The organism is Spongiibacter taiwanensis, from assembly GCF_023702635.1.
Lineage (GTDB): Bacteria > Pseudomonadota > Gammaproteobacteria > Pseudomonadales > Spongiibacteraceae > Spongiibacter > Spongiibacter taiwanensis.
Genome location: NZ_CP098455.1, coordinates 1,777,362 through 1,789,945, shown reverse-complemented (window position 1 = coordinate 1,789,945; position 12,584 = coordinate 1,777,362). Strand labels below are relative to the sequence as shown.

13 protein-coding genes are annotated in these 12,584 nt (G+C 55.3%); 11 read left to right on the top strand and 2 right to left on the bottom strand.

The genetic code is table 11. The annotated features are described in order from the left end of the window. The first annotated feature begins 88 nt into the window (after nt 1-88). The 10 genes from urtB to NCG89_RS08220 all read left to right on the top strand — a co-directional run bounded on the left by urtB (nt 89) and on the right by NCG89_RS08220 (nt 9,362). Entirely contained in the window at nt 89-1,741 is a 1,653-nt protein-coding gene (gene urtB, locus NCG89_RS08265; RefSeq protein ID WP_251089273.1) for an urea ABC transporter permease subunit UrtB, read from the top strand. A gap of 16 nt (nt 1,742-1,757) precedes the next feature. Then, complete coding sequence (urtC, locus tag NCG89_RS08260; protein ID WP_251089366.1) at nt 1,758-2,912, top strand: urea ABC transporter permease subunit UrtC; 1,155 nt, start codon at nt 1,758-1,760, stop codon at nt 2,910-2,912. Further along, nucleotides 2,909-3,685, top strand: a complete 777-nt coding sequence (urtD, locus tag NCG89_RS08255) for an urea ABC transporter ATP-binding protein UrtD (protein ID WP_251089272.1) — start codon at nt 2,909-2,911, stop codon at nt 3,683-3,685. The genes urtC and urtD overlap by 4 nt, the downstream gene beginning before the upstream one ends. A 2-nt stretch (nt 3,686-3,687) precedes the next feature. Continuing rightward, nucleotides 3,688-4,383, top strand: coding sequence for an urea ABC transporter ATP-binding subunit UrtE (urtE, locus tag NCG89_RS08250; RefSeq protein ID WP_251089271.1), 696 nt, complete (start codon nt 3,688-3,690; stop codon nt 4,381-4,383). A gap of 84 nt (nt 4,384-4,467) precedes the next feature. After that, entirely contained in the window at nt 4,468-5,364 is an 897-nt protein-coding gene (locus NCG89_RS16870; RefSeq protein ID WP_285236398.1) for a hypothetical protein, read from the top strand. Nucleotides 5,365-5,901: 537 nt separating this feature from the next. Beyond that, entirely contained in the window at nt 5,902-6,573 is a 672-nt protein-coding gene (locus NCG89_RS08240) for a TorF family putative porin (protein WP_251089270.1), read from the top strand. Between the two features lie 94 nt (nt 6,574-6,667). Continuing rightward, on the top strand, nt 6,668-7,006 hold the full coding sequence (gene glnK / locus NCG89_RS08235) for a P-II family nitrogen regulator (RefSeq protein WP_251089269.1): 339 nt from the start codon (nt 6,668-6,670) through the stop codon (nt 7,004-7,006). A 69-nt stretch (nt 7,007-7,075) separates the two neighbouring features. Beyond that, on the top strand, nt 7,076-8,320 hold the full coding sequence (locus NCG89_RS08230; RefSeq protein ID WP_251089268.1) for an ammonium transporter: 1,245 nt from the start codon (nt 7,076-7,078) through the stop codon (nt 8,318-8,320). Nucleotides 8,321-8,575: 255 nt separating this feature from the next. Next, nucleotides 8,576-8,914, top strand: a complete 339-nt coding sequence (gene glnK, locus NCG89_RS08225; protein ID WP_251089267.1) for a P-II family nitrogen regulator — start codon at nt 8,576-8,578, stop codon at nt 8,912-8,914. Between the two features lie 250 nt (nt 8,915-9,164). Next, on the top strand, nt 9,165-9,362 hold the full coding sequence (locus tag NCG89_RS08220) for a hypothetical protein (RefSeq protein ID WP_251089266.1): 198 nt from the start codon (nt 9,165-9,167) through the stop codon (nt 9,360-9,362). Here NCG89_RS08220 and NCG89_RS08215 read toward each other — a convergent pair. Beyond that, nucleotides 9,359-10,072, bottom strand: a complete 714-nt coding sequence (locus NCG89_RS08215; RefSeq protein WP_251089265.1) for an HAD family hydrolase — start codon at nt 10,070-10,072, stop codon at nt 9,359-9,361. The genes NCG89_RS08220 and NCG89_RS08215 overlap by 4 nt on opposite strands. Further along, nucleotides 10,065-10,967, bottom strand: coding sequence for a tyrosine recombinase XerC (xerC, locus tag NCG89_RS08210; RefSeq protein WP_251089264.1), 903 nt, complete (start codon nt 10,965-10,967; stop codon nt 10,065-10,067). Before xerC ends, NCG89_RS08215 begins: the two co-directional genes overlap by 8 nt. Before the next feature lie 224 nt (nt 10,968-11,191). Between xerC and NCG89_RS08205 the strand changes: the two genes are divergently transcribed. Continuing rightward, nucleotides 11,192-12,334 (top strand): alpha/beta fold hydrolase, encoded by a 1,143-nt coding sequence (locus tag NCG89_RS08205; RefSeq protein ID WP_251089263.1) that lies wholly within the window; start codon nt 11,192-11,194, stop codon nt 12,332-12,334. The last annotated feature ends 250 nt before the right edge of the window (nt 12,335-12,584 follow it).

Sequence of the window (12,584 nt, the reverse complement as noted above, 5' to 3'; positions counted from 1 at the left end):
TCCGCGACTAAGCACTTAACCAGATCGCGGGCTCCAGTCAGGCCGACTTGGCTGCAGGCTGGAGCCCGCTCACTGCGGACCTGTCTCAATGAAACAACTTATTTTGTGGATCAGTCGGCTCATGTCGGTGCTGATCCTCTGCCTGTTTACCAGCGTCAGCCATGCTCAGGATGAGCCGGCGATGCCTGCTGAGCGCGAATCGCTGTTCAAACAGCTGATTGACGCGCGTTCCAATACGCAAAAAGAAGCGGTGATCAATCAAATCGCGAATTCTGGAATGGAAAATACCGTTGAGATTTTACGGGCCCTCCAGAATGGTGACCTTTACTACACCAAAGACAATGACACCCTGGTGTACACTGCCAAACATCCCGACGGTTATTCGGTGACCAGTGTGGAGACTGGTGAGGCGCTGGGGGTGGTCGGACGCAGAGATGTGCGTCGGGTCAGTATCAACAATCAGCTCCGGGGCGTCTTGCGGGGATTGATCGCAGAGATTGCGCTGCGAAGCCCTGACGAAAACGTACGTTTGCAGGCCGCGCAAAACCTGGTGCGCAGTCCCGCAGCGGAATTTTTGCCCGCCATTGATCGGGCTCTGGCAACTGAAGAAAGCAAAAAGGTGGCTGAAGCGCTGCGCTTGGCCGCGGCCATGGTCAACATTCACTCCGATGAGCAGGCGGATCGCCTCAGCGCGTTAGAGGCCATGCGCGGAACATTGGACAGCGATGTCATGTCCTTGCTGGCTGGCATGCAATTAAAAGACAGTGATGGAAACTTCCTCGAAAAGGATGAGCAGGTTAGGGCTGTCGCCGAGGAGGTGCTTATCGAAATGCGCTCCTCTGCCGAGTTATACAAGCTGATTGAAAATACCTTCTTTGGCCTGAGCCTGGGGTCAGTTTTGCTACTGACGGCGGTGGGCCTGGCAATCACCTTCGGCGTCATGGGGGTCATCAATATGGCCCACGGCGAAATGATGATGCTGGGTGCTTACACCACCTATGTGATTCAACAGATTATGCCCAACCACATTGATATCTCGATTATCGTGGCGATCCCGGCTGCGTTTTTGGTGTCAGGGGCGGTGGGTATTGCGATTGAGCGGGGCATTATCCGTCATCTTTATGGGCGCCCTCTGGAAACGTTGTTGGCGACATTCGGTGTGAGCCTGATTTTGCAGCAGGCGGTACGAAGTATTTTCTCGCCGCTGAACAAATCGGTCACCACGCCCTCCTGGCTGAGCGGCAGTTGGGAAATTAATGGCGCCCTGTCTCTTACCTACAACCGGCTGTTTATTATCGTGTTCAGCCTTATCGTGCTGGTTGGCCTGGTGCTGTTGATGAAGAAAACCTATATGGGCTTGCAAATGCGAGCGGTCACCCAGAATCGCGCGATGGCGAATTCAATGGGTATCCGCAGTGCCTGGGTAGACGCGCTGACCTTTGGTTTGGGCTCGGGGATCGCCGGCATCGCCGGTGTGGCGTTGAGCCAGTTGACCAACGTCGGACCCAACCTGGGCCAGAACTACATCATCGATTCCTTCATGGTGGTGGTGTTTGGCGGGGTCGGTAACTTGTTCGGTACCTTCTTCGCGGCGATGAGTCTCGGGGTGGCCAATAAATTTATGGAGCCCTTTGCTGGTGCTGTGCTGGCAAAAATCTTTGTGCTGATTTTCATCATTCTGTTTATCCAGTGGCGGCCACGTGGCTTGTTTGCCATTAAAGGCCGGTCGGTGGGGGATTGATGCGATGAAAAGTGAACTGATGGAAAAAAGCCTGCTGCTGAAACTGCTGTTGTCTGACCGGGGCGGGCGTTATGTGATGCTTACCCTGCTGGCGGCGATGGTGCTGGTGCCGGCGCTGAACCTGTTGATGCCGGCGGGCAGCTTTCTGCATATTCCCACTTACGTCGTGGTTTTGCTGGGCAAGTACCTTTGCTACGCCCTGCTGGCGCTGGCGTTGGATTTGGTCTGGGGCTACTGCGGAATACTGAGCCTTGGCCACGGCGCTTTTTTTGCTCTGGGCGGCTATGCCATGGGCATGCATCTGATGCGTGAAATCGGTGACCGGGGCGTTTACGGTAATCCCGTTTTGCCCGACTTTATGGTGTTTCTAAACTGGACCGAATTGCCCTGGTACTGGTACGGCTTTGATAATTTTTTCTTCGCCATGTTCATGGTGGCCCTCGTACCCGCCGCCCTGGCATTCGTGTTTGGCTGGCTGGCCTTCCGCTCTCGGGTGACCGGTGTCTACCTGTCAATTATTACCCAGGCAATGACCTATGCATTGCTGTTGGCGTTTTTTCGCAACGACATGGGTTTTGGCGGCAATAACGGCTTGACCGATTTTAAAGATCTGCTGGGTTTTAGTCTGCAATCCGATGGAATGCGCTGCATTCTGTTTGCCTTGTCGGCGCTGTTTGTTGTGCTGGCTTATATGCTGTGTCGCTGGATAGTGACCAGCAAGTACGGTCGGGTGCTGGTGGCGATTCGGGATGCAGAAAGTCGTACCCGGTTTATGGGGTACCGGGTGGAGCATTTCAAACTGTTTGTGTTTGTGGTTTCTGCCATTCTTGCAGGTATTGCCGGCGCGCTGTATGTGCCCCAGGTGGGAATTATCAACCCCGGTGAGTTCTCGCCCATTAACTCTATTGAAGTCGTTATCTGGGTGGCGATAGGTGGGCGCGGCACGTTGTATGGCGCGGTGATTGGCGCTGTTGCGGTGAATTACGCCAAAACCTATTTTACTGGCGCCTTTCCCGAGGTGTGGTTGTTTATGCTCGGCGCGTTATTTGTGGTGAGCACGCTGTATTTGCCCCAGGGCATTGTGGGTGTGGTCAACCAGGTCAAGCAGCGTCGGCTGGAACGGGGTGGCGGCGCATCCGGCCCCGGTGATGCGCAGGAGGCCCAGTCATGAGTGCGGTCAGTAAACCCGGATTTCATAGTAATGAACTTCAAAGTCTGTTGTACCTGAACGGTGTGACCAAAAGCTTTGATGGTTTCAAGGCAATTAATAGTTTGTCACTGGATATTGCGCCCGGTGAGTTGCGCGCCATCATTGGCCCAAATGGTGCCGGCAAAAGCACCATGATGGATATCATTACCGGCAAAACCCGGCCTGATGCGGGTGAGGTACGATTTAAAGACACGATCGATCTCACCCGTCACGATGAGGCGGATATCGCTAATTTGGGTATCGGTCGTAAGTTTCAAAAGCCCACCGTGATTGAGAGTTTGACCGTGTGGGAGAATCTTGAGCTGGCTCTGGCGGGTAACCGCGGTGTGCTGAGTTCGCTCTTGCACAAGCTCAGTGGCGCCCAGCGCGATCAGATTGATGAGACCATCAAGCTGGTGGGCTTGGCGCGCAAGGCGGGCGATGAAGCGGGCTCGCTCTCCCATGGTCAAAAGCAGTGGCTGGAGATTGGTATGCTCATTATTCAGGAGCCGGAGTTATTGTTGGTCGACGAGCCGGCTGCGGGAATGACCGATCACGAGACCATGGAGACCGCTGCCCTTCTCAAAGAGATCAACAAGGATCACACCGTGATTGTGGTTGAGCACGATATGGATTTTATCAAGGCGTTGGATACCAAGGTGACGGTGCTGCATGAAGGCAGCGTTCTGGCTGAGGGCAGGCTCGAAGTGGTGTCGGCCAATCCCCGTGTTATCGAAGTTTATTTGGGGCGCTAACGATGTTGCTAGTGGACAATGTTGATTTGTTTTACGGCGCCAGTCAGGCGCTTCGCCAGGTAAATATCTCGGCAGAGAAAGGCAAAATCACCTGTATTCTCGGGCGCAATGGGGTGGGTAAATCTTCCCTGGCCAGGGCCATCACCGGTCGCCACCCGATCCGCGGCGGGTCAGTGGTATGGGAAGGGGTGGACATCAGCAAGCTCAGCTCGGCAGACCGGGCTCGGGCCGGCATCGCCTATGTTCCGCAGGGACGAGAGATCTTTTCTCAGCTAACAGTTCAGGAGAATCTCTACACCGGTTACGCGCCTCTGAAGCGAAAAGACCGGCAGGTGAGTGCTGAGATATTTGATTTGTTTCCGGTACTGAAAAGCATGTTGAAGCGGCGTGGGGGGGATTTGTCCGGTGGTCAGCAACAGCAATTGGCGATTGCCCGCGCGTTGGTGACCAAACCCCGTTTGCTGGTCTTGGACGAGCCCACCGAGGGAATTCAGCCGTCGATCATCAAAGATATTCAGAATGTGCTGTCGATTCTGCGTCAGCAGGGAGAGATGGCGATTGTGCTGGTTGAGCAGTACTTCGATTTTGCCCGTGCGCTGGCTGATGAGTATGCGGTGATGGATCGCGGTGAAGTCATTTTGTCTGGCGCGGGTGCCGATATGGTTGAGGAAGACGTTCGTCGTCATATGACGGTGTAATAAGGCCTCAATCGCGGCGGCTCAGTTAACAGTCCGAGGCTGGGCGGGTTACACTTCGGGCACACTTTTTTAGGACGATTCCACATGAAGCGCATTCTTCCTTTAATGCTGGGCTTGCTGCCCTTGGCGGGTTTGGCCGCAGATTTGAAAATTGGTGCCGGTGAGAGCTACCTGGTCAGCAAGGATTCCGCCCAGCTGGTGATAGACCACCTGGAAATTGGCGATGCGGCACATATCCGGTTTGCGCCCGGTGTGGCGGCTTGGCGGGTGCAAGCGAAAACCGCCAGCATCGGGGATGGCGTTGTCATCGATGGGCGCGGCGAAATGGGCGCGGCCGGTGTCGGTGGCGTATCGGCCAGTGACTGCGCGAATCAAATCAGCGGTCAGGCCGGTGCCCACGGCGCCCCCGGTGGTGATGGCGTATCCATGCGCCTTCAGTTGGGGCTGCAGTCATTGGGTAGTTTGAAAATTATTAGCAGTGGCGGCGCTGGCGGTGCGGGTGGCAGCGGTGGTGATGGCGCTGATAACCGGGATGACTGTGCCGGTGAGAAAGGGGGTGACGGCGGCGCTGGGGGGGATGGCGGCCCCGGTGGCAATGCAGGTGATGTCACGGTGCTGTACCGGGTATTGGGCGGCAAGCTCGAGCCTCTGGATGTGGCGCAACGAATCAAAATTGAAGCCAATGCAGGTGCTGGCGGCAACGGCGGCCGCGGTGGCAGTGGCGGCAGTGGTAGCGGCGGCTACTACATTACCAAGAAAACCCTGACCGGCAGCCGTCAGTGGGTGTCCGGTGGCGAGAGTGGTTTGTCGGGCAGCGTAGGGCAGTCGGGTGAACCTGGCCGGGAGGGCGGTGTGATGGTCGACTCCCTGATGGTTGCGGCGGCGCCGGCACCCGCGGTACCAAGTCGCGCCACGTCGGAGATTGAAAAGCGCCTCGAGTCCCTTGAGCGCCGAGTAAAAGCCCTGGAAAGCGCCCGCTGATCTTCTCCCCTCCTATTCCCGCCTCTGCCGAGCACTGAGGCGGGTTGCTTCTTTTCTGCTCCTCTCCCTTTTTGATGTTCCTATTTTGGTGCTTGGTTTTGCACCGGTTCGGCTTTCATTGCCGGCCAGGTTAGATCGCGGTGCGATGGTGCCAATTTGGTGCGAAAAGTGCGCCGTGAATCCCTGTGCACCGCTTTGAGCCATGGGCATAAGGTCTAAGCGCCTGTTTTAAATTGTGAATTTTTACCAATTTGGCCGGCCTTGAAGGGCCTGATTCCCACCTAATCTCAAGTTGCTGCGTGAATTTGATGCGTTATGGGGTATTCGAACCGCAAACCGCACCAAACTAGTGCCTTGGTGCTGGTTGTGGGGTGGCCGGATTCTTCTGCCTCTAACACCCGCTTTGCATGTTGTTCAGCGAATAAGACTAACTATTTGATTTTAAATATAAAAGTAGGAGTTGGCATCGAAAATGCTTTTGAGTTGCCAAGATGGTGTGTGATCACTCTCTTACAAACCTAAGTGGAGACTTAAGACATGAAAAATGTAAAAACCCTTCTCGCAGCTGGCGTAGCTGCTGCTTCTATGACCATGGTGGCTGCTCCTGCTTCGGCTGAGTTGTCTGCCAGCGCTTCTGTTGCCAGCATGTATCTGTGGCGTGGTTTTGATCTGAGCGATGGTTCTCCTGCCGTTTCTGGTGACATTACTTACAGCGCAGGTGGTTTCTACACCGGTATCTGGGGTTCTAGCGGTGATGACACTTACGGCCAGGAAGTGGATTACTACGCCGGCTTTGCTACTGAAGTCGGCCCTGTGAGCGTTGATATTAGCGTTTGGAATTACACTTACACCGGCCAAGGCCCCGGTTGGGACCCAGACGAAACTGGTGTCACCTCAGATGCAGGTGATACTTGGGGTGATTTGAGTGAAATTATCATCGGCTTGGGTGTTGGCCCTGTTAGCCTGACCATTTACGACAATGTTGCTGGCGCTCCCGGTTACTTCTACTACACCCTGGGCTACGACGTCGGCAGCTTCTCCTTTATGCTGGGTGGCGCTGACAGCGATGACGAAGATAGTAACTACGCTCACTTCGATGTCTCTTATGCCTACAACGATAACCTGAGCTTTACTTTCAGCCAGATGATTGACGAAGACAACGACGATGATCTGAAGTTCGTTGTGTCTTACAGCCTGCCCATTCTTTAAAGCGACGTTGCCGGCTCACCTCCCGTGAGCCGGCAATTAATATCAATAAGCAATTTCTGATGTGCGACTCGTGCACATTGAAAGGAGATATCCGATGAAATTGATTACGGCTGTTATTAAGCCATTCAAACTCGACGATGTGCGTGAAGCGCTGTCTGATATCGGTGTGCAGGGCATTACCGTGACAGAAGTGAAAGGCTTTGGTCGCCAAAAAGGTCATACCGAGCTGTACCGTGGCGCTGAATACGTAGTCGATTTTCTTCCCAAAGTGAAGATCGAAGTTGCGGTTGCCGACGGCAATGTGGATCCAACAATCGAAGCGATCAGCAAGTCTGCCAACACTGGCAAGATTGGCGATGGCAAGATTTTTGTGACGCCGCTGGAGCAGGTTGTGCGTATCCGTACTGGTGAAACCGGCGAAGACGCTATCTGATGATGGCCTTCTGGCTTTCGCTCTAATCCAACAAAAAATTTGTAGAAAATTCCCTTTGGAGGGCATGTGATGGAAGACATCATACAGGTCAAATACGCCCTGGACACATTTTACTTTCTGGTGTGTGGCGCGTTCGTAATGTGGATGGCAGCAGGCTTTGCCATGCTGGAGTCCGGTCTGGTCCGGGCAAAAAATACGACTGAAATTCTCACTAAAAACGTCGCATTGTTTGCGATCGCTTGTACCATGTACCTGTTGATGGGCTACATGATCATGTACGGCGGATCTGAAGGCGGCGTTCTGCCTGATGCTTGGTTCGGCAATGCGATCTCTGATGCCAGCGTAGAAGAAGTATTGGCCTCTAACGGCGATATCTACTACTCCGGTTCCTCTGACTTCTTCTTCCAGGTGGTGTTCGTTGCTACCGCCATGTCGATTGTTTCAGGTGCGGTTGCTGAGCGCATGAAACTGTGGACTTTCCTGGCCTTCGCCGTGGTGATGACAGGTGTTATCTATCCGTTGCAAGGCATGTGGAAATGGGGCGGCGGCTTCCTGGATGCGGCTGGTTTCTCTGACTTTGCCGGTTCTGGTGTGGTCCACCTGTGTGGCGCCTCTGCCGCTCTGGCTGGTGTGCTGCTGCTGGGTGCTCGTAAGGGCAAGTACGGCGCCAACGGTCAGGTCAATGCGATCCCCGGTGCCAACCTTCCGCTGGCTACCCTGGGTACCTTCATCCTGTGGATGGGCTGGTTCGGCTTCAACGGCGGCTCTGAGCTGATGGTGTCCAACATCGACGAAGCCAACGCAACTTCTCAAGTGTTCGTCAACACTAACGCTGCTGCCAGTGGTGGTCTGATTGCTGCGCTGATCGTTGCTCGCATCCTGTTCGGCAAGGCTGACCTGACCATGGCCCTGAACGGTGCTCTGGCTGGCCTGGTTGCCATCACTGCTGAGCCGCTGACGCCGAGCCCGATTGCGGCAACCCTGATCGGTGCCGTTGGTGGCGTGATCGTGGTGTTCTCGATCCTGGCGCTGGACAAGCTGAAAATCGACGATCCGGTTGGTGCAATCTCCGTTCACGGTGTGGTTGGTATCTGGGGCCTGATGGCAGTGCCTCTGACCAATGGTGATACTTCTTTCGGTAGCCAGATCTACGGCACCGTGGTGATCTTTGCCTGGGTATTCGGTTCCAGCCTGGTGGTGTGGGGCATTCTCAAAGCAGTACTCGGCCTGCGGGTTACCGAAGAGGAAGAGTACGAAGGCGTCGACATCTCCGAGTGTGGGATGGAAGCCTACCCAGAATTCACCAACAAGTAAGTCTCCCCCGTTTGGTGATACTTATGGGCGCTCATTGAGCGCCCTTTTTTATGAGCGGCTTGTCGCCTTTTCGGCCCCTTGATCTGTCCCTGCCCATGACGCTGTGCCGACAAGGTGCTGCGCTGCCGGTAGGGCGATTAGGGGCGGGTTTTGGCAACAGGGCTTCCCTGCCCGCCCACCTCGCTTGCCAAGTGCCTGAGGCTGGGCTAACGTAGCCGATCAAACAATATAAAGCCGAAGGGAGACTGTTCGGGTATGAAATTAGTCAGTGCTGTGATTAAACCGTTTAAATTGGACGATGTTCGCGCTGCGTTATCGGAGATCGGTGTGCAAGGCGTCACAGTGACCGAAGTGAAAGGGTTTGGCCGGCAAAAGGGACACACCGAGCTGTATCGTGGGGCGGAGTACGTGGTGGACTTTCTCCCCAAGGTGAAGCTGGAGATTGCCATTGCCGACGCCTTGTTGGAGAAGGTGATCGATACGGTTTCCAAGGCTGCCAGTACCGGAAAGATCGGCGACGGCAAAATTTTTGTCACCGACCTTGAGCAGGTCATCCGTATCCGCACGGGTGAGACTGGCGAGGACGCGATCTAAGCCCCTGCGATATTTTCACCCCCCTTTTCGGCCGCTCGTCCGAGCGGCCCACCTGCTTTCATTTACCGTCTGTGTCATTTCCTTCGTTGCCGGAAGTGGTGCTGGTAGCTTGTCTGTGCTCTTTGCGAGTTTGGCTTAAGCAAAAAGTTTTTAATAATAAAAAAAACTAATCCGGACGTTGTCATCGAGTCATTCATAGCAGTATAAATCGCTTGTGAAAGGCCGGTCGTTTTTCCGGGGAGGAGTCGTGATGGGTAACCGAATTTCAGCACAGGCAGACAAAAAACAACTTAACAAAGGCGCAGCGAAAGTGCTGACCTCCCATGATCGAATGAGGGATCAGCTCGCCAAGGATGTTGAGGCCTTTCTCGCTAAGGGTGGCGAAATACAGCACCTGGAGCCTTATATGCGTAGTGCGCTGCTGGATAGCGATCAGGACGCATTCTAGTCTCCCTGTCGCCGCGACAATGCGGCGATTATGCCAGGGAGCTGCCGCCAGTCATCAAAGTGGTCATCGGCCTCAGGGCTTGGTGGCCACGCCGTTTCCGTGAGGCGAGCCTGCACTGCCAATAACCCCACGCGCTTCGCTCCTGCAATATCATCTTCCAAATTATCACCAACATGGACCGCTTGGCCGGGTGCGCACCCGGCGTCTGCCAGTGCCTTTTCAAAGAGCGCTGGATGTGGCTTGCTCAGGCCGATTTCCTCCGCCCGGTAGGCACCGCGAAAGTATTGGCCGATGGGCATGCGGGTCACGTCCGCATTGCCATTGGTGAGGGCGATTAGGTGATAAGACTGGGCCAGTTCAGCCAGTGTTTGCTCGCTGTTGGCAAAGGGATGCACCCGCTGACGCGCCTGTAAAAATATAGCGAAGGCTTGCCTGGCAATGTCCTCACTTTGTTGTGCATGACCGGTTTCTTCCAACAGCGATTGCAGGCTCTCTAGCCGCCAGCGGCTGACATTATGGCGCAACTCCGGCCTGGCTTTTAGAAAATCCTGTCGCTGCCGGCGCAGCATGTCCGGGGTATAGCGTTCACATAGGGCCGGCGCCAGATCTTGGAGAGCCTGATAAAAGGTAAGCTCCGCCTTTATGAGCGTGGGGGTGACCGGCCAGACGGTGTCGTCCAAATCAAAGCAAATGAGTTTGATATCAGTCATTTTGGTGCTTCTTGCCGGCACGTGGGTGTGCCTGGTCGTAAATTTTGGATAAATGCTGAAAGTCCAGGTGGGTGTAGATTTGTGTGGTTGACAGGTTGGCGTGCCCAAGCAGTTCTTGCACGCCGCGTAAATCGCTGCTGGATTCGAGCATGTGACTGGCAAAGGAGTGACGCAGCATGTGCGGATGCACGTGCCCTGGCAAACCCTGTTGTTTGCCGCGCAAGGCGATCCGCTGCTGAATGCCGCGGTGACCCAGTCGTCGACCCCGTTGACTGATAAAAAGTGCGGCTTCGTCGCTTGCAACCTGGTCGCGCCTGGTCAGCCACTGCTTTATTGCGTTAATGGCCATTTTTCCTACTGGCAACGCGCGGCTTTTCTTGCCCTTGCCAGTCACAACAATGATGGCTTCAGAGATATCGATATCCGGCAAGTTGAGGGCGGCCAGCTCGGCGAGTCGGAGACCGGAGGAATAAAACAGCTCCATGATGGCGCGATCGCGGTAGTCGATCCATTCCTCCAGCGGGAACTCAAGTAAGTGGGCCAGGCCATCCACATCCATGGTTTTGGGTAGCCGCTTGCCTGCCTTGGGGGCCGTTACCGCCTTAGCGGGATTCGACTTGCCATCGAGGTGGCGAATATTGAACTGAAAATAACTGCGCAGCGACGAGAGGCAACGTTGGATACTGCTGGCAGACTTGCCCTGGCGTCGCAGTAGCGATAGAAATCCGCGGACCTGGGGGATGTCGGCTTTTGCCAAATCACACTGGTCGTGCTGCTCGCAAAATGCCAGGAACTCGTTCATATCCCGACGGTAGGCGTTGATGCTGTGGGGGGACAGCCGCTTCGCCGCTTCAAGGTAGTTAAGAAATGCACTGACGCGCTGTTCGCCGTTCACGCTCGACCCAAACCGAAAATTTGGTCCAGCTTAGAACCTTGTGCAAAACAGCTCAAGGTAATTGCGTACCTGTATTGACGAGTAAAACGTGCTAAAACATCGGCACATAGTGAAACTGGGCCCGGATGGGCTCAGCGGGATGTCACGGGATATACGGAGAAGCTTCAGGTATGCGGGCCTCGGCATTACACCTTGTCTCAAAATCACCACCCTGGTGGCTTACATTGCCAGAGGATTTCTATTGTCAGGCCGACGGCACTGAGCTCGATGGTGACTTTCCGGTGAAGGTCTACGGCTCAGCGATGGTTGACCGCGTCCTGCGCAGTGGTCTGGGGGCCATGATTAGCGGGGCCATGTTGCCCGGCATCCTGTTGGGCAACGATCGCTTGTCCCAGCGTAAGCATCTGGATTTCTATGCCGGTCTGGCTGAGGCGAGGGATGCGCAAAAAGTCTTTGCTGCGCCGCCAAGTGTCGCAATGGAAGAGTGTCCGCCACCCCGATTAACGAGAGTCCCTCGGGGTGTCTCCGCGGTCGAGTTGTGTTTCGACAGTCCGTTTAAACCGCTACTGAAAGACCTCCATGCTCAGTATTTGCAGCAAAGCAAAAACCTTCGCGCGAGCGCTTTACATTGGCGCCATCCGGGCAGTCCACGGCCGACCATGATTCTGGTGCATGGCGTGCTGGAGAACTGGTACACCTTCAACGCATCCTTTTTCTCGCTCAAGCGCTTTTACGATCAGGGCTACGATATCCTGCTTTACACCTTGCCCTTCCATGGTCGTCGGGCTGAGCGCTGGCATCCCTTCAGTGGCTACGGTCTTTTTTCTGGCGGGTTCGCACAGCTCAATGAGGCGATCCTCCATGCGGTAAGCGACCTGCGGGTTTACTTTGATTATTTGCTCGACCGTGGCGCCCCGAGTGTTGGCATCAGTGGGCTGAGTTTGGGCGGGTATATCAGCGCGCTGCTCGCAGTTGTCGAGCCGCGCCTGGCATTCTGTATCCCCAATTCCCCCTTGGTCGCACCGGTTGACACCATGCGTGGCTGGCAACCGACGGGCCGCCTGTTGGACCTGCTAAATGATTATTCCGGACTCAGCCCCCTGGCTCTGCGGCGTGGGATGGCGATTCATAGTCCGCTGAGCTATCAGCCGGTGCTCGACCCGGAGCGGGTCATGATTATTGGCGGCGCCGGCGACCGATTCACGCCGCCGCGGTTTGTGCGCTTGCTTCATGCCCACTGGCCCGAATCCTATCTGCACTGGTTTCCCGGCAATCACATGGTGCATTTGGGGCGGGCGAAGTACCTAGATTTGATGATGCGCTTTATGGATAGCCACTGTCAGGGAATGCTGTCGCCCGCGCCCTGATTTGGGCGGCGCGCTCGCCGGGGCGGGGTTGGCCTGCAGGGGGGAGCGCTGTGAGAGTGTCAGCTGAAATTGGCAGGAAGGCAGCCGCCTTCTTGGCAGCGCCTTGCCATCCGTTGCCCGGTTCTCGTCCTGAGAATGCCTTCCATGCCAGGGGCTCGTCCTGAGCCTTTAGAAAAGATAGTCCGCAGGTTCATAAATGCAACAAACCTCTGAATTGGGCGGTAGTTGCGGCTTTTCCGAAAAAGCGATA

What these genes read in the sequence shown, in the direction of transcription:
- glnK (WP_251089269.1), top strand. Translation starts at nt 6,668, where the DNA reads ATGAAATTGATTACGGCTGTTATTAAGCCATTCAAACTCGACGATGTG.
- NCG89_RS08215 (WP_251089265.1), bottom strand. Translation starts at nt 10,072, where the DNA reads ATGACTGATATCAAACTCATTTGCTTTGATTTGGACGACACCGTCTGG.
- urtB (WP_251089273.1), top strand. Translation starts at nt 89, where the DNA reads ATGAAACAACTTATTTTGTGGATCAGTCGGCTCATGTCGGTGCTGATC.
- urtD (WP_251089272.1), top strand. Translation starts at nt 2,909, where the DNA reads ATGAGTGCGGTCAGTAAACCCGGATTTCATAGTAATGAACTTCAAAGT.
- NCG89_RS08220 (WP_251089266.1), top strand. Translation starts at nt 9,165, where the DNA reads ATGGGTAACCGAATTTCAGCACAGGCAGACAAAAAACAACTTAACAAA.
- NCG89_RS08230 (WP_251089268.1), top strand. Translation starts at nt 7,076, where the DNA reads ATGGAAGACATCATACAGGTCAAATACGCCCTGGACACATTTTACTTT.
- glnK (WP_251089267.1), top strand. Translation starts at nt 8,576, where the DNA reads ATGAAATTAGTCAGTGCTGTGATTAAACCGTTTAAATTGGACGATGTT.
- urtE (WP_251089271.1), top strand. Translation starts at nt 3,688, where the DNA reads ATGTTGCTAGTGGACAATGTTGATTTGTTTTACGGCGCCAGTCAGGCG.
- NCG89_RS08240 (WP_251089270.1), top strand. Translation starts at nt 5,902, where the DNA reads ATGAAAAATGTAAAAACCCTTCTCGCAGCTGGCGTAGCTGCTGCTTCT.
- NCG89_RS16870 (WP_285236398.1), top strand. Translation starts at nt 4,468, where the DNA reads ATGAAGCGCATTCTTCCTTTAATGCTGGGCTTGCTGCCCTTGGCGGGT.